Here is a 24,352-nt window from a genome sequence, read left to right as displayed (position 1 = left end):
TTCAATTCCATTACTTTATTACTCCTGACAATTGCACTTGCTAATTGATTCCTCTAGGATACCTTTTTTTACTCTTATTCTAAAGTGACAAACGTCGAGATGAGCAAATCCTCTAGCCAACACACCCCAATGATGCAACAGTATCTTGCGATTAAAGCCGATCACCCAGATCGTTTAGTGTTTTACCGCATGGGCGATTTTTATGAATTGTTTTTTGAAGATGCGGTTAAAGCCTCTCGACTGCTAGATATTACCCTCACCGCCAGAGGTCAATCCGCTGGCAGCCCGATTCCGATGGCGGGCATTCCCCATCACAGTGCGGAAGGTTATTTGGCCAAGCTGGTCAAACTAGGCGAATCAGTCGCGATTTGTGAACAAGTCGGCCTCGTGCCAGACAAAGGCCCAGTCGAGCGCAAAGTTGTGCGAGTTCTCACACCGGGCACATTAACCGAAGATACCTTACTCGAAGCGAATCAAGAAAACCTATTATGCGCTTGCTATCAGTTAGAAGATCGTTATGCACTGGCTTATTTAGATGTCGCCAGTGGTCGATTTGAAGGTTGTGAATTTGATGATCAAACCAGCTTTGAAGATGAGTTAAAACGCTTACAACCCGCCGAATGCATAGTAGCGGATCAACACGAACTTGAAACCCTGCTGAGCGAACAACCAGGCCTGGTGACTTTGCCCGGCTGGCATTTTGATGCCCAAAGTGCTTATCGTAAGATGACTGAACAATTGCAAACTCAAGATTTGATTGCGTTTGGCTGTGATGACAAACCAGCATTGGTGAGCGCCGCCGGTGCGTTGCTTTATTATGCGCAAACGATGTTACAAAACCAGCTGAAACAGGTTCAGAGCTTTCATACCTATTCCACTCAAGACTCACTGATTTTAGATGCGATTAGCCGACGTAATCTTGAACTAGACAGCAATTTAAACGGTGGCACCCATAACACCCTACTGAGCCTGCTCGACCAATGCAGCACGGCCATGGGCAGTCGATTGCTTAAACGTTGGTTGCTATTGCCTTTGCGCGATCAAGCCAAAATTAACCAACGCCTTAATAGTGTCGAAACCTTAATTAAACAAGATCAGGTTGATGCCCTTAAAGCCGAATTTAAGCCAATTGGAGATTTGGAGCGTATTTTAAGCCGCGTTGCATTATTCAGTGCTCGCCCACGGGATCTTTTACAACTAGGTCGTGCATTAAATCAACTGCCGAGCTTACAAAATCAACTTGCCAGCCTTGACGATACTGGACTCAAACTACTCAGCCAACGCATTGCTGAATTTCCAGGTTTAGCCGACACCCTGAATCGTGCGATTATCGATAATCCGCCCATGTTAATGCGTGATGGCGGTGTATTTAAACCCGGTTATGACGTGGAACTGGACGAGCTGAATAATTTAAAAAATGAAGCCGGTCAGTTTTTAATGGACTTAGAGCAAACCGAGCGCGAGCGCACCGGCATTTCTACACTGAAAGTCGGCTATAACCGCGTGCATGGTTATTACATTGAAGTTAGCAAACTGCAATCATCTCAAGTGCCGCTGGATTATGTACGTCGTCAAACCCTTAAAGGCGCCGAACGTTATATTATTCCGCAACTGAAAGCCTTTGAAGACAAGGTTTTAAGCGCAGGCGATAAAGCGCTCGCACGCGAAAAACAGCTTTACGATGAACTTTTGCACACCATCAACCAGTCTTTCAAAGCTCTGCAAACCAGCGCACAAGCTTTGGCGGAATTGGATGTCATCACTAACTTTGCCCAAAAAGCTCAACAACTGAATTTAACCCGCCCGCAATTAACCCAAGCACCAGGCCTGGTGGTTATCCAAGGTCGTCACTTAACGGTGGAAGCCTTAACCGACACACCGTTTATTCCAAATGACAGCGTGTTTGATGATCAGCGTCGATTGCAAATTATCACCGGCCCGAATATGGGCGGTAAATCTACCTTTATGCGCCAAACCGCGTTGATCGCGATCTTGGCACATATTGGCTGCTATGTACCGGCGGAGTCGGCTCAGATTGGTTTAATTGATCGTATATTCACACGCATCGGCGCGTCGGATGATTTAACCAGTGGTCGCTCGACCTTTATGGTCGAAATGACCGAAACTGCACATATCCTGCACCACGCCACCGAACAGTCGTTGATTCTAATGGATGAAATTGGACGCGGCACTTCCACCTTTGATGGTTTGGCTTTGGCTTGGGCGATTGCGGAACATATGGCCAAAAATGTGCGCGGCTATTGTTTATTTGCCACCCATTATTTTGAACTTACCGGCCTAACGGAGCAGTTTAAAAACACGGTTAACATCCATTTAAATGCGATTGAGCATCACGATAAAATTGTGTTTCTGCATCAAGTTCAAGAAGGCGCGGCATCAAAAAGTTATGGCTTGCAAGTCGCCTCACTGGCAGGCGTGCCGAAAAGCGTAATAGGACGGGCAAAAGAAATTTTGCAGGACTTAGAAACCCAATCTTCTACCCACTCATCTCAAAACACCACGGATAAGCCAACCACCAGGCCTGGTGCTTCTAAAACTCGAATCACCGAACCGAAAATTGAAGCTGAAATTCAATACGACCTCTTTAATTCGAGTACACCGCACCCCATATTAACGAAACTTGATGATATTTCACCCGATGAAATCACGCCAAAACAGGCGCTCGATTTACTTTATGAACTCAAAAAACTACGGTAATTAATAGGATAAATCATGAGCCAAGCTTTAATCGCCGATGTTAATGCGGATAACTTCCAACAAGTTGTGATTGATAACTCACATCAAATCCCGGTACTGATGGATTTTTGGGCGCCCTGGTGCGGGCCTTGTAAATCGGTGATGCCGATTTTAGAAAAACTTGCCGAAGAATTTGCCGGCTTATTTTTACTAGCTAAAGTGAATATTGATGATCACTCCGAGCTGGCCGATCAATTTGCAGTGCGCTCTGTGCCAAGCTTTAAGCTGTTTAAACAAGGTCAAATGATAGCGGAATTAAGCGGTGCACAGCCTGAATCTGCTTTTCGGGATTTATTAGAAGCCCATATAGAGAGGCCTTCCGACGCAATTCGTGCCCAAGCCCAACAAGCGTTTGTCGCCGGTCAAATGGATCAAGCGCTCGCATTATTAGGTGAAGCCGCTCAACTTGATCCGCTCAACCACAAAGTACACCTAGACTTAGTGCAAATGTATTTACAAACTGGTCACTTAGATAAAGCCACTAACCTGTTTAACAAATTACCGGATGAAGCTAAAAAATCGCCCGAAGGTAAGCCGATGTCGGTGATTCTGAGTTTTGCTGACATTATGCAAAATGCCGATGACATCCAGACTTTACAAACAAAACTAGCCGATAACCCGAACGATCCGGCCGCACTTTATGGTTTTGCGAGTATTTTAGTGATGCACCGTGAATACGAAAAAGCCATGCAAACCTTGCTTAAATTGTTTAGCGTAGATCGAAACTATGCCGAAGGCGGCGCGCAAAAAGGGCTGATTAAGTTGTTTGATATGCTCGCGGATCAAGCACCAGAACTGGTTAAAGCCTATCGCCGTAAGCTCCAAAGTTTACTTTATTAATGCACGATTGTTTTGCTACAATTCTCAGCCATATTAGAAAAAACTGAAATAAAACCAATCCACCGAGGCTATATACATGAAAAAATCGATTCTTCTTACTTGCGTATTGGGGCTGAGTTTTGGGCTAACCTCCATCGCTCAAGCTGAAAGCGAGGCTTTTAAAGCACCGCAAGACTTAAGCAAAATCAAACCTCAACAGCTTTGTGTGCATTACGCAGAACAAGATGAAACCGAGAAAAAACGTTTTTTTGAGCGCTTAGATACCTTGAGTTTACTTAGTCACAAAGACTATGACTTAATTCCACAAGGCAAGGTTGAAGTCGGCTCCTCCATGTGCGGCATGTACATGGGTAAAGGCAAGCCATTAGCTGAAGACGGCATCCAAATTCGTCCTTTAGTATTTAAGGTTGTGCATATTTATGACGATCTATATGTGGTTACACAAAGCGGCATGGTGATGGAAGTGCATGAACGCATCGAAGGCGAAATGCCGCCAACTCTTAATCAGCAGACCCCAAAAGTAGCACCACCGCCAATTTCACCTCACTGATCCAAAGCCAACTGACTTTGATTCTAAAGCCTAGGTCACTTTATGGTCTAGGTTTTGTTAGTTTCATCGCCCGTTGCAACCACCACAGACCAAGCACTGGTGCGCTCAATCACCTCGACTGAACATTGATAGACCGCTTCTATATTTGCTTGAGTTAAGACTGTCTCAACTGAGCCACTGGCAAAAACCGCACCTTCATGCATCAACAAAATCTTATCGGCAAATTGTGAAGCCAAGTTCAGATCATGCAAGACTGCGACCACACCCATATTTTGATCCGTAACACAGCGTTTCAAGACTTTAAAAACCTGTTGCTGATGCGCTAAATCTAAATTAGAGGTGCATTCATCTAACAACAAAAAACGTTCAGCATCTTGGCTGCGCGAGGTTAAGATTTGTGCCATCACGCGAGCTAAGTGTGTCCGCTGTTTTTCACCACCCGACAGAGTTAAATAATTACGCTGCGCTAGGTGAGCGACATCAAATAACGCCAAACATTGCTTCACCAAGGCTTCGGTTTGATCTCGTGAGGCATCCAATAAACCCAACGCCACCACTTCTTTTACCAAAAAACCAAACTCTAAATGAACTGATTGTGGCATCACCGCGCGCAACTTAGCTAATTCGCTAGCAGAATAAGCACTTAAGGGCTGCTTATTTAAAAAAACCTGCGACTGGAAACGGGGAATTTCGCCTGACAACACATTAAGCAAACTTGATTTTCCAGCGCCATTGGGCCCCAGTACCACCCAAAGTTCACCAGCTTTTACCTGTAAATCAATGTGGTTCAATATTTTTTTATCGTCAATCGCATAATCAACAGATTGAATTTCTAACATGGTCATCCCAAATCAAGCCACCAGGCCTGGTGGCTAATCTAAATAAGGATAGGTTTCCGCTTCAAGTGTTTCTTGGTAACTTTCAATGTTACCTGCCGCCAAGTCAGTACGATAAAAACGTGCAATATGAAACAGCGCTTCGCCTTCATTGACGAGTGGTAAATGCAGTTGACCAATGATAATGCCACTAATAGGCGACCACACTTCCACTTCTGACTCCCCAAACGGATCAGAAACACGCCCGAGTAGGGTTTGATCTTTTATCACGCGCTGGCCTTGCTTGACACTGGCGCGAAAAATACCATCCTGCGGCGCCCTAACCCAGGCTGAAGAGCGCGCCATAATCGGTTCGGCTGGCGGCGGTTTGCGCGATTTTGGCAACATCGCCAACTGGCGCATCACGCGCAAAATGCCTTGTACCCCACCCCGAATCGCAAGCTCGTCAAATCGTAACGCTTCACCCGCTTCATAAAGCAATACCGGAATCCCTTTTTTAGCCGCGGCTTCACGCAATGAGCCATCACGTAAATCCGAATTCAGAATCACCGGTGTGCCAAACGCACGCGCTAAATCTAGGGTTTGGGGGTCATCTAAATTAGCCCGAATCTGAGGCAAGTTAGAACGGTGAATCGCACCAGTATGTAAATCAATCCCGTGTGTTGAACGCTCAACGATTTCATCCAAAAATAAGCGCGCCACCCGTCCGGCTAGCGAACCTTTCTCAGACCCGGGAAAACTCCGATTCAAATCGCGACGATCGGGTAAATAGCGGCTTTGGTTGATAAAACCATGTAAATTCACAATCGGCACAGCAATTAAAGTGCCTTTAAGCTGGCGCAACCCAGGCACTTTTAGCAAGCGTCGAATAATTTCTACACCATTTAATTCATCGCCGTGAATCGCGGCACTGACAAACATGACCGGTCCAGCCTGGCGCCCACATAATACCTGTACCGGCATGGTAATTGGGCTGTGAGTGTAAAGTTTGCCCACCTCTAAATCGACGGTGCGGCGTTCACCCGGTTGAATCGTTTGACCGCCCAGCGTGATCGGTGAATTCTTACGTCGTTTAGGCGACGAGGAATCGGAGGCCATCAGCCTTTGCCTTTGGTTTGAGTCTTGTTCGGCTTGGCGGTTTTTTCGACGAATCCAATAATCATATCCGCGACATCTTTTCCAGAGGCGTTTTCAATGCCCTCTAATCCAGGCGATGAGTTCACCTCCATCACGACTGGACCATGATTTGAGCGCAAAATATCGACCCCACACACATTCAGCCCCATGATTTTAGCGGCACGTAATGCGGTTGCGCGTTCTTCTGGTGAAATTCTCGTCAACACCGCACTACCGCCACGATGTAAATTTGAACGGAACTCACCTTCTTGACCCTGGCGTTTCATAGCGGCAACCACTTTACCGCCCACCACAAAACAACGAATATCGGAGCCACCCGCTTCTTTTATAAATTCCTGAACCAAAATGTGTTCTTTCAGCCCCATAAAGGCTTGGATGACACTTTTAGCGGCCTGCTTATTTTCCGCCAAAACCACACCAATACCCTGTGTACCTTCCAATACTTTAATTACCGCTGGCGCACCACCAACAATATTTAATAAATCATCAATATCATCCGGCGAATGCGCAAAACTCGTCACGGGTAAACCGACACCATGCTTAGATAACAACTGCAAACTGCGCAATTTGTCACGTGAACGCGAAATCGCCACCGATTCATTAAGTGGATAAACCCCCATCATTTCAAACTGACGCAGAACGGCTGTTCCATAAAAAGTAATAGACGCACCAATGCGTGGAATCACGGCATCAAACCCAGTTAACACCTCACCTTTATAATGGATTTCAGGATGGTGAGAAGTTATATTCATATAACAACGCAACGCATCAATCACGCGCACTTCGTGACCGCGTGCTTCGGCCGCTTCCACTAAACGACGGGTCGAATAAAGATTACGGTTTCTGGATAAAATAGCTATTTTCATACCTGGCTCCCTTGAGCAACTGAATGGTCTAAATTCTGTAAAGCTGGTTCGGTTAATCGTTGGCAATAGGATTGACTAACATCTACCACGAATCTATTTTCCATGGCTACACGACCCAGTAACATTCTAAAACGCATGGTATCGCGACTGGTTAACGACAAATCAATCATAAAACGCTGATTACCCAAGACTAATTCGGTTTCAATAAAATAACGTTCGGTTTTATTACCACCCGAGTCGGTCACGATTCGCTTGTCTTTCACCTTTGCTTCGCACCATACTTCGGTATCCAGTTCATTCTGATGTGGGTGAACACCAAACTTGACCCACTCTTGACCTTCACGCTCAAAGGGTTCGACCGAAAAGGCATGTAAAGCCGAGGTACGCGCGCCTGTATCTACTTTGCATTTTAATGCTTTAATACCTAGACTAGGCAGAGCCACCCATTCGCGCCAACCTAATGTCGCTTTCTCTTGGTTTTGATTATTTGGTTTGGTTTTCACTTAGTGACCTCGTCCAGTCTTGATCCAACTTTTGCCAGTCATTAAACCTTATCATAGCCTGAATTTCTTTAATATATTCTTCACGACGCTGCGAATAAGCCAATAATCCTTCAGCTAGCTTCTCACCGGTTAAATCTTGGTTTTTGTTACGCAACTCTAGGCGTAACTGGCGAAGATCACGATAAGTATGAAACGCGTTTAAATTATTCATATAAGCTTGCACGGATTCACTAGGTGATTCAAACAAACGTACTTCGTATTTTTTTCCTTCAGGGCGTTCTTCTGGCACTAAACCACAGCCGACCGAAAAACACCATTGCCCATAAAAGTTCAACCCTTCTGTCGCAAAACGTGATGTACCCCATGCCGATTCATTAGCCGCTTGAGCCAGTGCAAGCGATGGCGGGATAATATCGACCTTCTTTAATAAATCCTGTTGCCACTCAACCTTGGTTTGCTTGGCTTTACGTGGCTGCTGATATTTGTCAGCCAGCAAAGCCAAACGTCGTTTCTGCTGTTTATTTAAACTATTAAAATCCAGTGCGTTCAAGAAGGCGCGTTCTTCTAAAATTTGCTCATTAGACTCATGTATCGCAGGTAATAAAAAAGCCAGAAAAGCTTGCTTTTTTTGATTCACATCCTGAATCGCGGCAAAATCCGGTAAGGTGACCTTTTCGACCGTTTGGTTCTGTTCTAATAAATGAATACCTTGTTCATGTATAGCCGGATCAAGCATTTTGCGTGACTCGCCTTCGGTTACAAAAATGCCAATTGCCACTATAATTAAAACCACCAGTATTATCTGAATCACTCGTTGCAAAACACGCTCCTAACTTAATTACACTATAATGTTGTATTATCTCAAAACTCAGGAATCTACATGCTGAAAAAACGCTATAAACTCATTTCCATCTTATTGCTATCCAGTCTGCTTACGACCATCGCGCACGCCAAATCCTCTGCTGTGATTCTAATGTACCATCATTTTGGCGATGACACGCCCGCCAGCACCAGCGTTAAAATTGATCAGTTTGAGGCCCACTTAGACTATTTAAGACAAAACAATTTTAATGTATGGCCCCTATCTAAGTTGGTTCAACATTGGCAAGCAGATCAAGCAGTTCCCGATAAAACCGTAGTTTTAACAGCCGATGATGCCTATAAAAGTGTTTACACAGAAGCTTATCCTCGTCTTAAAAAATTGGGCTGGAGCTTAACTACGTTTGTTAATTCCGAGCCGATCGATAAGCGTTTTGGTAACTTTATGAGCTGGGATCAGATGCGAGAAATGCAAGCCGATGGATTTGAATTTGCTAACCACAGTCACACTCATAGCAAAATGCGCCCTTTAAACGATGAAACTAACCAAAAAATGCTCGAGCGTGTGCGTAATGAATTGACCATAACGCAAAAACGTTTACAGGACGAGCTAGGTGAGCAAACCAATCAAAATCCCAAGCTATTTGCATACCCTTATGGTGAATATAGCGAAAGTGCGGCTAACCTAATCGCAGACATGGGTTATGTCAATGTCGCGCAAGTCTCTGGCGCGGTCGATAAGCATTCAGACCTTCGTGCGCTCAATCGTTTCCCTATGGCGGTTAACTTTGCCAAAATTGATGACTTTGCATTAAAAGTAAACACCCTACCTTTACCAATCAAGCATCAAAGCCCTAGTGATCCAATTATACAAACCAACCCACCAGAACTGATGATCCAACTCAGCCAACCTGTTAAACAACTTAATTGTTTTACCAGCCTTGGCCAACCTCTCACCATCAATTGGCAGACAGACACACAATTTATGATGAAGGCAAAACAAACACTTAAACCGCCGCGTGATCGTTATGCGTGCACGGCACCAGCTGGCCAAGGACGATGGTATTGGTTTGGACAACTTTGGATTATTGATTAAAAATATAGCCTTATGTTTTTGTATTAATAAAACCTAAGGCTTAAAACAAAAAAACCGCCAAAGGCGGTTTTTTTGTGAAGTCCAGCTTAAAAGAAAATTATAACTTTTCTTTGATACGAGCCGCACGACCTGACAATTCACGTAGGTAGTAAAGTTTCGCACGACGTACATCACCACGACGCTTAACGGCAATGCTTTCTACTAATGGGCTGTATGTCTGGAAAGTACGCTCAACACCCACACCGTGTGAAATCTTGCGCACAGTGAAAGCTGAGTTTAAACCACGGTTACGTTTAGCGATTACAACGCCTTCATAAGCCTGCAAACGTACGTTTGTACCTTCTTGTACTTTAACCTGTACAACCACTGTGTCACCCGGTGCAAATGCTGGAATTTCTTTCGTCATTTGTTCGGTTTCAATTCGCTTGATGATATCGCTCATCTTAAAGCTCTCCATATTCTTTGAAGTGTTTCCTGTGTTCTCACTTCAAAATTGCTATTCAACCAACTTGAGCCAAGCATCCAATTTTTGGCGTTGCTCAGAGGTTAGTGCCAATTTTTCTATCAAATCTGGTCGACGTGCATGGGTGCGTAACCATTGCTGCCGCTCGCGCCATTCATTAATTTTGGCATGGTGACCCTCCAATAAAACACTGGGAACCGCCATGCCATCAACTACTTCTGGACGCGTATAGTGTGGACAATCAAGCAAACCGTCTGAAAAAGAATCCTGTTGGGCTGATTGTGAATGTCCCAATGCACCTGGTAACAGGCGTATCATGGCATCCATTAACATCATTGCCGGTAGCTCTCCGCCACTTACAATAAAGTCTCCAACACAAATTTCTTCATCAACACATCGCTCAATCAAACGTTCATCAATGCCCTCGTAGCGACCACATAGTAACGTTACCTGTGGTCGCTGAACCAACTCTTCAACTTTTTTTTGTGTTAAAGGTTGTCCTTGAGGTGACAAATAAACCACATGCGACTTGGCATCTGGCTGTGATTGCTTGAGCGTTTGCTCTAGCGCATCAAAGGTATCTTTTAGAGGCTGGTACATCATCAACATACCCGGGCCGCCCCCATAGGGTCGATCATCTACAGTTTTATGTCGATCATGCGTAAAGTCACGTGGGTTCCAAAAATGGAGTTGAACCAACTCTTTTTCAAAAGCCCGTCGACTTATACCTTGCTGCGTAATCGCATTAAACATGTCAGAAAACAGCGTAATCACATCAAAACGCATGCTTTACTGATCACCCTCTTCTTGTTGATCCGCTTGCCAATTAACTAAAATCTGCTGGTGTTCTAAATCGACATCTAAAATGTAATTATCGAACACAAACGGAATCAAATGACTCTGCTCACCTTTGACACGCAACACATCATGTGCGCCCGTCTCAACTAAATCAGTAACCTGACCAAGTTGCTCACCTTGTTGGTTTTTAACCTGACAGCCAATTAAGTCTGCCCAATAAAAACCCGTGTCATCGTCTGGAAGCTGATCACGCATTACTGCAATGTCCGCCCCCATCAAATCGCGTGCTAACTCACGCGAATCAATGCCTTTCAAATGAGCTACTATAGCCTTGCCACCTTGCGGTGCATGGGAGTCTATGACTTGCATCTCCACCCATTGCCCTTGGCGTTTTACCAACCAAGGCTGGTAACTTAAAATGTTACCCACTGGATCAGTGTGCGAATAGACTTTGACCCAGCCTTTGACGCCATACACGCCATTAATTCGGCCGATAATGAGTCTATCCTGTTTCATTAAATCGACCAAAAAGTCTTAAGCTTTCTTTAGAACGCTTTTGACGCGATCACTCATTTGAGCGCCTTGAGCCACCCAGTGATCCACTCTCGCCTGATCAACACGAAGAGCTTCTTCGTTACCACGGGCGCTAGGGTTATAAAAACCAACTTGCTCAATAAAACGACCTGTCGCTGCAACACGACGATCCGCGACTACCAACTTATAAAACGGGCGCTTTTTTGAGCCGCCACGTGCTAAACGAATTACAACCATTGTGTATCTCCTTATGGTTAATCAGGCGATGATGGGAAACCCCACCAACAAATTCTTCTAGTTTACTAATCACCAGAACCAGGCCTGGTGATGGTTTGATACGACCTTAGAGGCGCATCAAGTAAGCGCGTGATTATACACGCGCACTAGACGTTAAGCAAAGTTTTTATTGACATTGCTTAACACTGAGCTTTGGACACTTAACAGGTTGGATAACTTTAGCTATCTTGGTGGTAAGCCACCCATACCGCCCATGCCGGGCGGTAGCTTTCCAGCCATGCCTCGCATCATATTTTTCATGCCACCTTTTGAAACTTTTTTCATCATTTTTTGCATTTGCTCAAACTGTTTAAGCAATTTATTTACATCCTGAACCTGAGTTCCAGAACCTGCGGCAATACGGCGCTTACGAGAACCCTTCAACAGTGCTGGGTGAGCTCGTTCTTTTGGTGTCATGGAGTTGATAATAGCTTCCAAACGCTTAAATTCTTTTTCGGCTACGCCTTCTTGCATTTGGTTTTTCAACTGCCCCATTCCAGGTAATTTGCCCATCAAACCACCAATACCACCCATGCCCTGGATTTGCTGCAATTGCTGACGGAAATCTTCCAAATCAAACTGGCCGGTTTTTTGGATTTTTTGCGCAAAGGCTTGTGCTTTTTTATGGTCTATCTTGGTTTCAGCTTCTTCGATCAAGCTTAAAACATCGCCCATTCCCAAAATACGCCCCGCCATACGATCTGGGTGGAAGAGTTCCAATGCCTCGGTTTTCTCGCCCGCACCAATAAACTTGATGGGTTTACCGGTTACTTCACGAATAGATAACGCCGCGCCGCCGCGTGCATCACCGTCGGTCTTAGTTAAAACAACCCCTGTTAAAGGCAAGGCATCATGGAATGCCTTCGCGGTATTAGCGGCATCCTGACCTGTCATGGCATCCACCACAAACAAGGTTTCAATCGGCTTAATCGCTTGATGTAAGGCTTTGATCTCAGTCATCATGTCTTCATCGACATGCATACGACCCGCGGTATCCACCAATAGCACATCCATAAATTGCTTTTTGGCTTCGGCTCGTGCGCGCTCGACGATATCAACTGGTTTTTGAACTGCACTAGAAGGAGAAAACACCACTCCAACCTGTTGAGCCAAGGTTTCTAATTGCTTGATCGCGGCTGGACGGTATACATCGGCCGACACCACCATGACTTTTTTCTTTTCGCGCTCTTTTAACCAACGCGCTAATTTGGCCACCGAGGTGGTTTTACCGGCACCTTGTAAACCGGCCACCATAATCACAGCAGGTGGCTCGACATTAAAGTTAAGCGGCTCAACCTCTTGCCCCATGGTTTCGGTCAGTTGCTCGCGCACTACTTTAATAAAAGCCTGTCCTGGATTTAGAGCTAATGAAACTTCCTGCCCTAATGCACGCTCTTGCACTTTATTGATGAAGCTTTTTACGACAGGTAAAGCAACATCTGCCTCCAGCAAGGCACGGCGCACATCCCTCAAAGCGTCCTTAATATTATCTTCTGTTAGGCGTCCTTGGCCACGAATGGTCTTTAGCGTTTTCGCCAAACGATCCGATAAATTATCAAACATAATGATTCTCCAATGTTCTAAGCCAACCCCACTTGAGCTGGGTTAGGATTTGTTATGATGAGAAATCCTTCTCAATAACTTTTAATTTCGCTATTATAGCGGATATGATGATTTTTCGAGATCTTTGCATCGCAAGGCGTCGCCAGCTTGCTTAGACCCCCTCACCAATAAGGAATTTGCATGATCAGTAGCCTTAGCGCCATTATGGCGAGCTTGCTTTATTTAATGAGCACTTTCTATCTAATGCGCTGCATTCGCCAAACACAAACAACCACCCACTCTTTGCGCCGTTCTATTTTAGGCGTCGCGACTTTCGCATTAGTCTTGCATACTATTTCATTGACCCTCACCTTGTTTACGCCAGAATCGATGATTTTTAGTTTTGGGAATGGTTTATCCTTAATTGGCTGGATCGGAGTGTTTGCTTTATTGATCATAAACCTGAATAAAAACACTGAAACCTTGGGCATTTTTATTTTCCCACTGGCGGCCATGGTGACTCTGCTGCCACAGTTTATTGGCGAACTTCACCCCATCGCCTACACCCTAGGGTTTCATGTCATTATTTCAATTTTTGCTTACAGTGTGCTCGGCTTAGCGACCGCTCAAGCCGTGCTATTTTCTGTGCAGGAACGTCGTTTTCAGCGTCGCAACCTATCCAACCTAATTCGAGCCTTACCTCCACTCCAGATCATGGAAAAAACCTTAATTCAATTAGTGGTACTTGGCTATATTATTTTGACCTTCGCGATTTTTAGTGGTGCTTATTTTATTGATAACTTTTTTAGTCAAAACATCGCACATAAAACCTTCTTTTCACTGCTGGCTTGGCTAACCTATAGCCTATTTTTGTGGGGGCATTTTCAATTTGGTTGGCGTGGACAAAAAGCAGCGCGCTATACGATTTGGGCTTACAGCTTTTTAATTATTAGCTACATTGGTACTCAAGCAGTTTATAGTCTGGCTAAGCTGTAACGAGACTTGATTCAAACCTGAAGTATGCATTCGATTATAAAATTCGTTATAATCGGGCTCTTGTTTTCAAACTCAATGGTAATACTTTGAACGACATCCCCTTAGCTCTGTTATTCTTCATTTTGTTTCTAATGATGGTTTTATCGGCGCTTTTTTCAAGCTCCGAAACCGCCCTAATGTCACTCAACCGCTATCGATTAAAGCATAAAGCCAACAGCGGACATGGTGCCGCCATCAAAGCACAGAAGTTACTCGAAAAGCCTGATCGTTTATTAGGTGTTATTTTGCTTGGTAACAACTTCGTTAATATTTTTGCTTCCTCTATCGCCACTATTATTGCGTTACGTTTAATGGGTGAAGCGGGTATTGCGATCGCAGCCGGTCTATTAACCCTTTTAATTTTAATTTTTTCTGAAGTTGCACCCAAGACTGTTGCCGCCCTATACCCTGAAAAAATTGCGTTTCCAATGGCTTACATTCTTGACCCCATGCTCAAGATATTCAGCCCGATTGTTTGGTTTGTGAATATTTTTGCGAATGGTTTTTTGCGTTTGTTTGGGGTGCATGTTAACAAAGTACAAACCGACCACTCACTAAGCCATGAAGAACTTCAGACCTTAATTGACGAGTCGACAGGTCAGCTACCACAACAATATAGAGACATGCTAACGAGTATTTTGCGCTTGGAAAGCGTGACCGTTGAAGACGTCATGATTCCCAAGCAAGAGATCTATGGGGTGGACGTCGATCAACCCTTCGAAGATTTTTTAAAAGCCATTCAAAACTCGCCCTACACACGGGTTCCATTATATCGTGGCACGTTTGATGCAGACCTAGTTGGCATACTTAACTTACGCCGCGCACTCCCGACCTTAATGAAGCCCGGTATTAGCTTAAAAGACATCATCAAGCTAGCTAGACCGGCCTACTACGTGCCAGAAACCACCCCACTAAATACCCAGCTAGCCAACTTTCACAAAAACAAACGCCGCATGGCCTTAATTGTTGATGAGTATGGTGAATTACAAGGCTTACTCACACTAGAAGATTTGCTGGAAGAAATTGTAGGAAAACTTTCTACCGATGCCAATGCGAACTTATCGGAAAATGTCGCTATTCATGCCGATGGTTCCATGACAGTGGATGCAGCAGAGTTTATTCGCGACTTGAACAAGGATTACTTTCTTGATCTTCCGACCGATGGCCCCAAAACCTTGAATGGCCTAATTCAAGAACACTTAGAAACTTTACCCGCTGCCGGCACTTGTATTCGAATCGGGGATTACAGTCTCGAAGTACTGGATGTTGCTCAAAACGCGATTGATAAAATCAAACTAAGTTTGATTGACACCAAAACCAAAAAATCAAACTAAAGGTAACTTATGTCCCATCCTTTTGTCGACCACCAGGCCTGGTCAAAACTCAAACAAGCCATCGTAAGCTTAGCCCAACAAGAGGTGATGACACGCTTTAACCAGGTGGGTTATGAGATTAAACAAGATGGCTCACTACTGACAGAAGCCGACACGTCTATGCAGCAAAAGATGACACAGTTACTGAAACGCGAGTGGCCAGAGTTTGCTTTATTAGGAGAAGAATCGTCAGCAGAAACCCAACAAGCAGCACTAGAACATCCTACAGGTTGCTGGGTTTTAGACCCTGTTGATGGCACGACGAATTTTGCCAACCATGTGCCCTTCTTTAGCGTCTCTTTAGCCTTAGTGATTGGCGGAAAACCGGTAGCAGGCCTGGTATATGATCCGGCTCGAGACGAATTATTTAGCGCGCGCTTAGGGTTAGGCGCAGAACTGAATGATCAACCATTAAAGACGCCAGCTATCTACCCTGAGTTAAAACACTGCGTAGGGATTATTGACTTTAAACGTTTAGCCGCCCCCTTGGCCACTGCGCTTGCCATTAATACACCCTATGCATCGCAAAGAAGCTTTGGCTCGGTGGCGCTTGATTGGTGTTGGATTGCTTCAGGACGTGGTCAAATCTACCTGCATGGCAATCAAAGCTTATGGGATTATGCTGCAGGTTGGTTGATCCTAGAAGAAGCTGGGGGAGCCAGTTGTAACCTCGACGCTGAAACGGTATTTCAAAATAAAATCGGGAAACGCTCTGCAGTGGCGGCGATCAATTTAAATACGCTGAATTTATGGCATAGTTGGATTCAAAATCACCACTAATTATTTAACCGCGCTTTCATTCGCCAGTAAACTTCTCAACCAATGTATCAACGACTCCAACGCCACAAGGCTTTTTGCAGTGCATCAATATCAATAGGTTTGCTTAAATAGTCATTCATTCCGGCTGAGATGACTTTTTCACGATCGCCAAACATCGCATTGGCGGTTAAAGCAATAATCGGTATACAAGCGATACCTGAGATCTCGTGACGACGGATCCGTCGAGTAGCTTCCAAACCATCCATCTCTGGCATTTGCATATCCATTAAAATCAGGTCAAACTTTGCTCCAGGCTTGTTAAGTTGATCCAATACCTCCAAGCCATTTTCAGCCAACACGACTTGGTGATGCAACTTAGCCAAAATCGCCTGAATCAAAAGTTGGTTAGAGGGGTTATCTTCAGCCACTAAAATAGACAATGGGTGTTGGTTCAGATAATCGGGTTGATCAGATTCAACTGGAAGATCCTGACGATTCGCTGGCTCCATCGGTACTTCAAACCAAAAACAACTACCAACGCCTAAACGACTGCGCGCACCAATGTCTCCACCCATAGCTTGAGCCAATTTTTTACTGATGGATAACCCTAAACCCGTGCCGCCATATTTGCGACTGGTAGACGCATCGGCTTGCGTAAAAGCATCAAACAAGCTTTCTAATTTATCTTCCGCGATGCCAATGCCCGTGTCTTTGACCTCGAAACGCATTCGATGATCAATGCCCATGATTTTTAAGGTTACGGAACCCTTTTCAGTAAATTTAATTGCATTACCCAGCAAGTTAAGCAAAACCTGTCGTAAACGGGCAGGGTCGCCTTTTATATAAGTCACCAGGCCTGGTGGTTTTTCAACCAGAAGTTCGATTCCCTTTGCTTGCGCACTGGGTTTAACCATTTCAATCACGGTATGAATAAGCTGGTTTAAATCAAAGGGCTCACTTTCAAGTTCAACACGGCCGGCTTCTAATTTATTGAAATCCAAAATATCATTAATCAAATGAAGCAAGTGCTGACCGGAGCGCTGAATCATTTCGGCTTGACGTCTCTGCTCTGTATTGAGAGTTTGGTCTAATAATAAACCTGACATACCAATCACGGCATTCAACGGCGTACGAATCTCATGACTCATCACGGATAAAAATTCAGACTTGGCATTAGCGGCCGATTCGGCCTGTTGACGAGCGTGCTCTAATACCTGCTCCATTTCTCGCCGGTCCGTAATATCGAGCGCGAAACCTAATATCCAAACCTCCGGCGTTTGATCCGGCCGCTGGATATGAATAGGTCCCCGCCCTGTTAACAACCAACGTGTCTTGCCCATTAGCTCTAATTGTTCTTCCGATACAATCAGTTCGCCACCTTGCTTGGCTTGGCGGTCATCATCAACAAACTTGCGCGCTAAATCAATCGGAAAAACCTCAAAATCGGTACGCCCAATCGCACGATTGCGCTCTACGCCGGTGATTTGTTCAGTTTGTTTACTGTAAAAACGGAAACAGCCTTGTGCGTCTTTAACGTATATACTGATTGGCAGCGCATCTAAGATTTGTTCGATTAATACTTCCCTCTGCCTCACCGTCTGTTCCAGTCGTTTGGCATCTGAAACATCACGAACCGATCCCATTAAGCGGTAGGCTTGATTCGTTTCTGCTTGCCAACTGGCTTGCCCAGTCATCTGCATCCAGATAAAACTAGCGCTAGCCGTTTTAAAACGGAAAGTAACATTAAACGGCCAACGTGCTTCGAGATGGGCGAATAACGCATCATCCACCCGAACCCTATCTTGTGGATGAACTCGCGCCATAAACTCGGCTTTGGTCTGGCCCAACTCGACCGGTGAAATGTCGCACATCTGATAAAAACGATCACTGTAACGAATCAAATCCTGACTTAAATCCCAGTCCAACAAGCCTAAACCCGCGGCATCAGATACGATTCGGTAAAGTGGTTCCTCTGGACATTTTGGATTCACACTTTCGCTATGCGTTCCGGCCATCATAAATTGGATCAAAATCCCGTTTTTATAATGAACCAAGGTAAAATGACAAGCTTCTACCCAACCTTTTAATGCATGCTGAAAAGCCGTCACACTGTTACGCTGCATTGCGCTCAAAAGTTGTAACTTAAGCTCTATATCCAAATTAAGATCATAATGCCCCCACAACGAATGGGCCGTTTGATTCTGCCAATCTATACGCCAATGCGACTCGTCATTACACACAACAAAAGCCACCGCCAAAGGCGAGTTTGCATAAAGTTCGTCAAGGGCCGAATTGGCAGACATGGTATCTCTCTTCAAAACAAGTGAAAATTTATTCTAGCCGATTGATCTTAACAAGTGAAAGGTCTTTTACACAATCGATTCATAATTGATCTAAAGCTTGCGCTAGATTATGTACACCGATTAATTCCATTCCAGCGACACCGCCTTTGGGAATATTCGCCATAGGAACTATCGCGCGTTTAAAGCCGTGCTTACCGGCTTCAAAAATGCGCTCTTGGCCGCTTGGAACCGGCCGTATTTCGCCAGCCAATCCAACTTCACCAAACACAATTAAATCCTGGTCCAGCGGCTTATTGCGCATACTAGATAGAATCGCCACCAATAGCGCTAAATCGGCGCTGGTTTCCGAAACCTTAATCCCACCAACCACGTTAACATAAACGTCCTGATCCGCCGCCTGTATGCCTCCATGTCGATGCATGACTGCTAACAGCATGGCAATTCGGTTTGAATCCAACCCGACACTGACACGGCGTGGACTACCATAAGGAGACTCATCCACCAAAGCTTGAATTTCAACCAATAAAGGACGAGAACCCTCCCAGATCACCATTACAACCGAGCCTGGCGCCGGTTCATTTGCGCGTGATAAAAAAATGGCTGACGGATTTTTGACTTGCTTTAACCCTAGTTCTGTCATGGCAAATACGCCAAGTTCATTAACCGCACCAAAGCGGTTCTTGATTGCCCTAAGGGTTCGAAAACGGCTGTCAGACTGTCCTTCTAAAAACAAAACACTGTCAACAATATGTTCTAACACACGCGGGCCCGCAACCTCACCAGACTTGGTCACATGCCCAACCAGAAAAACCGCAATATTATTTTGCTTTGCAAAGCGGGTTAAATAAGCCGCTGACTCTCTTACCTGAGTAACCCCACCAGCCGCGGTACCAATCTCTGCCAACTGCATGGTCTGAATTGAATCTACCACCATGACTTTTGGTGTCTCTTGTTGTGTAAAACGTATTATTTGCTCAACTTCGGTTTCGGCCAGTAAGCGCAAATTGTCCTCTGGCAGCTGCATCCGTTTCGCACGCATAACAACTTGCTGCAATGACTCTTCACCTGTGACATAAAGCGCCGGAACCGTTTGGCTTAAACCACACATAACTTGGAGCAAAATCGACGACTTACCTACGCCAGGGTCTCCCCCAATTAATACAACAGAACCAGGAACAATGCCGCCCCCCAATACACGATCCAACTCTGAAATCCCAGCTGAAAAGCGAGGAACTTCATTCAACTCTATATCCTTAACCGACAATACCTGGTTAGACTGACTACCACTATAGCCTTGCACTGACCGCGAAGAGGATTTACTGACGGCTGAAATTTTGAGTTCTTTAAGTGTATTCCAAGCCCCGCACTCCATGCATTGCCCTTGCCACTTCGTGTGCTCGGCGCCACAATCTGTACAAACAAATACCGATTTTGCTTTTGCCATACTCAATCCTTAATCGTTCGGGGTTGGTTTGCCTAAATAAAAAAGCCCGCTATAGCGGGCCTTTGTTAATGTTTCACGTCTCGCCAATACTCTCGTTTGAGTAGATAGGTAAGAACTAATAATAAGAGCAGGAACAAAATCACTTTCCAACCCAAATCCCAACGCTCAACTTTGCTAGGTTCCGCTAAATAATCAAGAAAGTTGACTAAATCACGCGTGACTTGATCATATTCTTCGGGTGTTGAATGTTTTTGAATCCCTTCTAGAACATTTGGCATGGATGTACCTTCCAGCACTTTATTGTTCCAATTTCCAGGTTCCCAGATACCTTCATTTTCTAAATAGTAACTACGTAAAAACGTATAGACGTAATCGTTACCTTTTAAACGCGCCATCAAAGACAAATCTGGAGCTTTAATACCAAATTTACTTTCAGACACGCCCTCTTCCATAAAGCTCATCATATGATCAACCGGCAATCGTTGACTGAAAGCAAGTTTTTCAACCACTTCTTCGTCTGTCCAGCCCAAGTCACGAGCCACGCGGTTATAGCGCATGTACTGAGCCGAGTGGCAAGCCATACAATAGTTCGCAAAATGAACCGCACCACGCTGTAATGATTCCTTGTCTCTAATATCATTATTGGCCGATTCTAGCTCAATATTATAAGAGGCGGCCGCAAGCACTAGGCTAACAGGCAATACCATAGCCGCCATTACTAGACTCAGTCTGCTTAAAAATGCTGTCATCATTAAGTTGTCCTCTCTGGTACAGGTTTGGTTTTTTCATGTGCTGAGGTGTATGGCAGCAAAATGAAGAAAGCAAAATACAAGATCGTAAATATTTGCGCTAACTTGGTATAAAGCGGTGTCGAAGGTAAAGCACCTAACACGCCTAACACGACAAAACTGATCGCAAACATCGTTAATAATAGCTTGTATGAATAGCCACGATAACGAATTGAACGTACCTTACAACGATCCAACCATGGCATCGCAAACAAGACAGCAATCGAGGCCCCCATCGCAACCACACCTAAGAACTTGTCCGGAATGGCTCGCAAGATGGCATAGAAAGGCGTAAAGTACCAAACAGGCGCAATATGATCCGGTGTTTTCAGCGGGTCAGCCGGTTCAAAGTTCGGCGCTTCGATAAAATAGCCACCGCCTTCGGGCATATAAAACACCACGAACGCGAACAAAATAAGAAATGCCACCGCACCGAATGAGTCTTTAACGGTGTAATAAGGATGAAATGGAATACCATCCAAAGGTAATCCTTGCGCGTCTTTATGTTTTTTAATTTCAACTCCATCCGGGTTATTTGAGCCGACTTTGTGTAAAGCAACAATATGCATAAAGACCAAAAGAACCAATACCAGCGGTAGGGCAATCACGTGCAAGGCAAAGAAACGGTTAAGAGTCGCGTCTGAAATAATGTAATCACCACGAATCCACAAAGCCAAATCTGGTCCAACTAATGGAATTGCGCTAAACAGTGAAATAATGACCTGAGCGCCCCAATAAGACATCTGCCCCCATGGCAACATATAACCCATGAAAGCTTCTGCCATCAGAACCACGAAAATCAACATGCCGATTAGCCAAACTAACTCACGCGGCTGTTTGTAAGAGCCATAAAGCAATGCACGAGTCATATGTAAATAGATGACCAAGAAAAATGCGGATGCACCTGTCGTATGCATGTATCGAATGAGCCAACCCCATTCCACATCGCGCATAATATACTCAATCGAGTTAAAGGCTTCATCCGCTGAAGGTTTATAAGACATTGTTAACCAAATGCCAGTGATAAATTGAATGACCATCACCAACAAAGCAAAAGAACCAAAGAAGTACCAGAAGTTAAAGTTTTTAGGTGCGTAGTATTGAGCAACATGCTCATTCCAGGTGCTGATTAAAGGGTAGCGATCATCTAGCCACTTCAACATACCGCCGGGCGCAGTTTGGTTTGTATTTTTGTCAGACATTAAGCTTGCCCTCCTGATTCCGCATCTTCACCTACACGAATATGTGTTTCCGACAAATACATATAAGGTGGAATTTCTAAGTTAGTTGGTGCAGGTACTGAGCGGAACACGCGCCCCGCCAAATCAAAACTCGAACCATGACAAGGACAAAAAAAGCCTCCACGCCAGCCTTCCGCCATATCAGTTGAATTCATTGCCGGACGATACAAGGGAGCGCATCCTAGGTGGGTACAAATTCCAACAACCACAAGATATTCAGGTTTTATCGCACGCGAAGGATTTTGACAATAGTCTGGCTGAATAGAAACGTTAGAATCTGGATCACGTAACAACTCATCTAAAGTTGTTAAGCGCTCTAACATTTCGGGGGTACGACGTACAATCCAGACGGGTTTACCACGCCAACTTAAGGTCATCATCTGACCAGGTTGCAACCCACTAACGTCAGCATCCACTGGTGCACCAGCGGCTTTTGCTTTTTCACTGGGTTGCCAAGAACCTAAAAAAGGCACCGCTACAAACGCGGCACCCACGGCACCTACAACACCTGTTGCGCCCGCCAATACTTGACGGCGCTTTATATTCACCGTTTCTATCGTTTTCGTTTCAGACATAGTCATGACTTCCTCATGGCTCAAAAATAGGGCTCTATTCTACAGAACCGCCTCGTGAACTGGTATATATAAATGTTTATACCGGCATAAATTATTTTAATCAATCTTGTGCATTTTAACCCAATAATTCGTTTGAATACTCGGGGATTTTTTCCCAGTGAACGTCGCCTTAAACTGGATTAGGGCAATCAATAAACTGGCAATCAATACCCAGTTGATCTTGAATATATTCTCCCAACGCTTTTACCCCCCAAGTTTCAGTAGCATGGTGACCCGCCGCTAGATAATGTATTCCCTGCTCACGTGCAATATGCGTGGTTTGCTCTGACACCTCGCCACTAATATAAACATCGGCCTGCCAGTCCACCGCTTTTTGAATATAACCTTGCGCGCCACCACTACACCAGGCAATCGTCTCAACTTGTTGTGGTCCACCTGGCAAATGCAAGGGGTCACAACCTAAAGTTTCAGCCACCTTGTGTTTAAACTGATCAATTGATATAGGTTTTATTAAACGCCCTAAACGTACCAGGCCTGGTACTGGTGTAATATCTTCTAGCTGCCATAGCTTCGCCAATTGAGCGTTATTGCCATATTGGTGATGACCATCCAAAGGCAAGTGGTAAGCGATCAAATTCATGTTGTTTTGAATCAGTTTTTTGATGCGCTGATATTTCATTCCGGTGATAACTGGCGGCTCATTTTTCCAGAAATAACCGTGATGTACGATAATGGTGTCGGCATTACAGTCTAACGCGGCATCAATTAAAGCCTGACTAGCTGTCACACCCATGATAATTTTATTTACCCGTTCAGCACCCTCTACTTGCAAACCATTTGGCGCATAATCTTGATATTGATCGACTTCTAACAATTGGTTTAAATGTGCCAACAACTCGTTTCTTAGCATGAAATTCTCACAGGTTTAAGCTCTTAAATGATGCTCAAAACTCGTCAAAAAAGCTTGGTTTTCATTTGGCGCACCTACCGTTACCCTTAAACAATCAGTCAATAACCCTGCGATTGGGGAAAGGTTTTTAATCAACACGCCATCTTGCTTTAAACCGTTAAAAATACGATCTGCTTGACCGTTTGGCACACGCAAAGTGACAAAATTGGCTTGTGATTTAAATACCTGCACTTCTGAAAATTCGGACAGAGCCTGCATCAAGGACACGCGATCTTGTTTAATTTGCTCAGCTTGCTGTTTTAATACGTCAGCATGTTCTAAGGCAAAGGTCACGCCCATTTGAGTAATAACATTGATGTTATAAGGTAAACGAACTTTATCAAACTCGGTCATCCAGGCCTGGTGACCGACCATATAGCCTAGACGGAAACCCGCTAAACCTTGCTTGGAAACGGTGCGCATCACAATTAAGTTAGGGTAACGTTGGATATCGCCGATAAAACTGTCATCAGCAAAAGCGTTATAAGCTTCATCTAACACCACCAGGCCTGGTGCTTGTTGAATAATCTGCTCAATAGCTTGACGGGAAAAGGCATTGCCGGTTGGATTGTTGGGGTAAGCTAGAAATACCACCGCAGGCTGGTGTTGCTGCATCGCGCTTAAAAAGGCGGGCAAGTCTAACTCAAAATTGGACTGGAGAGTCACGCCATGAAATTGCAAACCCACAAACTTGGCAATCATCTCATACATCACAAAGGTCGGAACCGGCGACATCACACTTCGACCTGGCTGTGAAAGCGCCATCATAATAATCTGAATTAACTCATCCGAACCATTGCCAAACACCAAGGTTTGATCACTCGGCAGAGCTAACTCTTGCATCAATACATGGCGCAAAGATTCGGCT

At 44.7% G+C, this 24,352-nt stretch carries 24 protein-coding genes; 7 read left to right on the top strand and 17 right to left on the bottom strand.

The annotated features are described in order from the left end of the window. The first annotated feature begins 99 nt into the window (after positions 1 to 99). The 3 genes from mutS to VIM91_RS02565 all read left to right on the top strand — a co-directional run bounded on the left by mutS (position 100) and on the right by VIM91_RS02565 (position 4,147). Positions 100 to 2,718, top strand: coding sequence for a DNA mismatch repair protein MutS (mutS, locus tag VIM91_RS02575; RefSeq protein ID WP_331863258.1), 2,619 nt, complete (start codon positions 100 to 102; stop codon positions 2,716 to 2,718). Positions 2,719 to 2,733: 15 nt separating this feature from the next. Next, positions 2,734 to 3,597 (top strand): tetratricopeptide repeat protein, encoded by an 864-nt coding sequence (locus tag VIM91_RS02570; protein ID WP_331863257.1) that lies wholly within the window; start codon positions 2,734 to 2,736, stop codon positions 3,595 to 3,597. A gap of 76 nt (positions 3,598 to 3,673) precedes the next feature. Then, positions 3,674 to 4,147, top strand: coding sequence for a hypothetical protein (locus tag VIM91_RS02565; protein WP_331863256.1), 474 nt, complete (start codon positions 3,674 to 3,676; stop codon positions 4,145 to 4,147). Between the two features lie 47 nt (positions 4,148 to 4,194). Here VIM91_RS02565 and VIM91_RS02560 read toward each other — a convergent pair whose 3' ends face one another. The 5 genes from VIM91_RS02560 to VIM91_RS02540 are packed head-to-tail and all read right to left on the bottom strand — an operon-like array spanning position 4,195 to position 8,300. Then, the gene (locus tag VIM91_RS02560; protein ID WP_331863255.1) at positions 4,195 to 4,986 is read right to left on the bottom strand and encodes a heme ABC transporter ATP-binding protein; all 792 of its coding nucleotides are present in this window, start codon (positions 4,984 to 4,986) and stop codon (positions 4,195 to 4,197) included. A gap of 33 nt (positions 4,987 to 5,019) precedes the next feature. Continuing rightward, on the bottom strand, positions 5,020 to 6,081 hold the full coding sequence (locus VIM91_RS02555; RefSeq protein ID WP_331863254.1) for a succinylglutamate desuccinylase/aspartoacylase family protein: 1,062 nt from the start codon (positions 6,079 to 6,081) through the stop codon (positions 5,020 to 5,022). Continuing rightward, positions 6,081 to 6,986, bottom strand: a complete 906-nt coding sequence (gene rimK / locus VIM91_RS02550; RefSeq protein ID WP_331863253.1) for a 30S ribosomal protein S6--L-glutamate ligase — start codon at positions 6,984 to 6,986, stop codon at positions 6,081 to 6,083. Before rimK ends, VIM91_RS02555 begins: the two co-directional genes overlap by 1 nt. After that, on the bottom strand, positions 6,983 to 7,489 hold the full coding sequence (locus VIM91_RS02545) for an ATP-dependent zinc protease (protein ID WP_331863252.1): 507 nt from the start codon (positions 7,487 to 7,489) through the stop codon (positions 6,983 to 6,985). The genes rimK and VIM91_RS02545 overlap by 4 nt, the downstream gene beginning before the upstream one ends. Then, positions 7,470 to 8,300 carry a glucosaminidase domain-containing protein gene (locus tag VIM91_RS02540; protein ID WP_331863260.1) on the bottom strand — a complete coding sequence of 277 codons (831 nt, stop codon included), beginning with the start codon at positions 8,298 to 8,300 and terminating at the stop codon, positions 7,470 to 7,472. Before VIM91_RS02540 ends, VIM91_RS02545 begins: the two co-directional genes overlap by 20 nt. A 69-nt stretch (positions 8,301 to 8,369) precedes the next feature. Here VIM91_RS02540 and VIM91_RS02535 point away from each other — a divergent pair, with 69 nt between their 5' ends. Next, positions 8,370 to 9,404, top strand: a complete 1,035-nt coding sequence (locus tag VIM91_RS02535; protein WP_331863251.1) for a polysaccharide deacetylase family protein — start codon at positions 8,370 to 8,372, stop codon at positions 9,402 to 9,404. 97 nt (positions 9,405 to 9,501) lie between these two features. On the opposite strand, the gene rplS is transcribed toward VIM91_RS02535, so the two are convergent. From rplS to ffh, 5 genes are all read right to left on the bottom strand, one after another. Continuing rightward, the gene (gene rplS, locus VIM91_RS02530; protein ID WP_331863250.1) at positions 9,502 to 9,846 is read right to left on the bottom strand and encodes a 50S ribosomal protein L19; all 345 of its coding nucleotides are present in this window, start codon (positions 9,844 to 9,846) and stop codon (positions 9,502 to 9,504) included. Positions 9,847 to 9,900: 54 nt separating this feature from the next. Continuing rightward, positions 9,901 to 10,653, bottom strand: coding sequence for a tRNA (guanosine(37)-N1)-methyltransferase TrmD (trmD, locus tag VIM91_RS02525; protein WP_331863249.1), 753 nt, complete (start codon positions 10,651 to 10,653; stop codon positions 9,901 to 9,903). Positions 10,654 to 10,656: 3 nt separating this feature from the next. Further along, a complete protein-coding gene (gene rimM / locus VIM91_RS02520; RefSeq protein ID WP_331863248.1) occupies positions 10,657 to 11,181 on the bottom strand; it encodes a ribosome maturation factor RimM in 525 nt (174 codons plus the stop codon). A gap of 18 nt (positions 11,182 to 11,199) precedes the next feature. Next, positions 11,200 to 11,436 carry a 30S ribosomal protein S16 gene (gene rpsP, locus VIM91_RS02515; RefSeq protein WP_331863247.1) on the bottom strand — a complete coding sequence of 79 codons (237 nt, stop codon included), beginning with the start codon at positions 11,434 to 11,436 and terminating at the stop codon, positions 11,200 to 11,202. A 222-nt stretch (positions 11,437 to 11,658) separates the two neighbouring features. Beyond that, positions 11,659 to 13,038, bottom strand: a complete 1,380-nt coding sequence (gene ffh / locus VIM91_RS02510; protein WP_331863246.1) for a signal recognition particle protein — start codon at positions 13,036 to 13,038, stop codon at positions 11,659 to 11,661. 180 nt (positions 13,039 to 13,218) lie between these two features. On the opposite strand from ffh, the gene VIM91_RS02505 reads away from it, so the two are divergent. The 3 genes from VIM91_RS02505 (at position 13,219) to VIM91_RS02495 (ending at position 16,205) form a co-directional block, all read left to right on the top strand. After that, complete coding sequence (locus tag VIM91_RS02505; RefSeq protein ID WP_331863245.1) at positions 13,219 to 14,013, top strand: cytochrome C assembly family protein; 795 nt, start codon at positions 13,219 to 13,221, stop codon at positions 14,011 to 14,013. 131 nt (positions 14,014 to 14,144) lie between these two features. Continuing rightward, positions 14,145 to 15,386, top strand: coding sequence for an HlyC/CorC family transporter (locus VIM91_RS02500; protein WP_331863259.1), 1,242 nt, complete (start codon positions 14,145 to 14,147; stop codon positions 15,384 to 15,386). A 9-nt stretch (positions 15,387 to 15,395) separates the two neighbouring features. After that, positions 15,396 to 16,205: an inositol monophosphatase gene (locus VIM91_RS02495; RefSeq protein WP_331863244.1), complete on the top strand. Its 810-nt coding sequence runs from the start codon at positions 15,396 to 15,398 to the stop codon at positions 16,203 to 16,205. A gap of 47 nt (positions 16,206 to 16,252) precedes the next feature. On the opposite strand, the gene VIM91_RS02490 is transcribed toward VIM91_RS02495, so the two are convergent. The 7 genes from VIM91_RS02490 to hisC all read right to left on the bottom strand — a co-directional run. Then, positions 16,253 to 18,487, bottom strand: a complete 2,235-nt coding sequence (locus VIM91_RS02490; protein ID WP_331863243.1) for an ATP-binding protein — start codon at positions 18,485 to 18,487, stop codon at positions 16,253 to 16,255. A 79-nt stretch (positions 18,488 to 18,566) separates the two neighbouring features. Continuing rightward, complete coding sequence (radA, locus tag VIM91_RS02485) at positions 18,567 to 19,931, bottom strand: DNA repair protein RadA (protein ID WP_331863242.1); 1,365 nt, start codon at positions 19,929 to 19,931, stop codon at positions 18,567 to 18,569. Between the two features lie 65 nt (positions 19,932 to 19,996). Beyond that, on the bottom strand, positions 19,997 to 20,683 hold the full coding sequence (locus tag VIM91_RS02480) for a cytochrome c1 (protein WP_331863241.1): 687 nt from the start codon (positions 20,681 to 20,683) through the stop codon (positions 19,997 to 19,999). Further along, positions 20,683 to 21,921 carry a cytochrome bc complex cytochrome b subunit gene (locus VIM91_RS02475; protein WP_331863240.1) on the bottom strand — a complete coding sequence of 413 codons (1,239 nt, stop codon included), beginning with the start codon at positions 21,919 to 21,921 and terminating at the stop codon, positions 20,683 to 20,685. Before VIM91_RS02475 ends, VIM91_RS02480 begins: the two co-directional genes overlap by 1 nt. After that, on the bottom strand, positions 21,921 to 22,535 hold the full coding sequence (gene petA / locus VIM91_RS02470; RefSeq protein WP_331863239.1) for a ubiquinol-cytochrome c reductase iron-sulfur subunit: 615 nt from the start codon (positions 22,533 to 22,535) through the stop codon (positions 21,921 to 21,923). Before petA ends, VIM91_RS02475 begins: the two co-directional genes overlap by 1 nt. Positions 22,536 to 22,704: 169 nt before the next feature. Next, positions 22,705 to 23,445 (bottom strand): Nif3-like dinuclear metal center hexameric protein, encoded by a 741-nt coding sequence (locus VIM91_RS02465; protein ID WP_331863238.1) that lies wholly within the window; start codon positions 23,443 to 23,445, stop codon positions 22,705 to 22,707. A gap of 15 nt (positions 23,446 to 23,460) precedes the next feature. Then, a partial coding sequence (gene hisC / locus VIM91_RS02460) for a histidinol-phosphate transaminase (protein WP_331863237.1) occupies positions 23,461 to 24,352 on the bottom strand: 892 nt, incomplete at its 5' end.

It is taken from the genome of Thiomicrospira sp. (assembly GCF_036568485.1).
GTDB lineage: Bacteria > Pseudomonadota > Gammaproteobacteria > Thiomicrospirales > Thiomicrospiraceae > Thiomicrospira.
The sequence above is the reverse complement of the archived record's forward strand: the minus strand, read 5'-3'. Positions and strand labels throughout refer to the sequence as shown.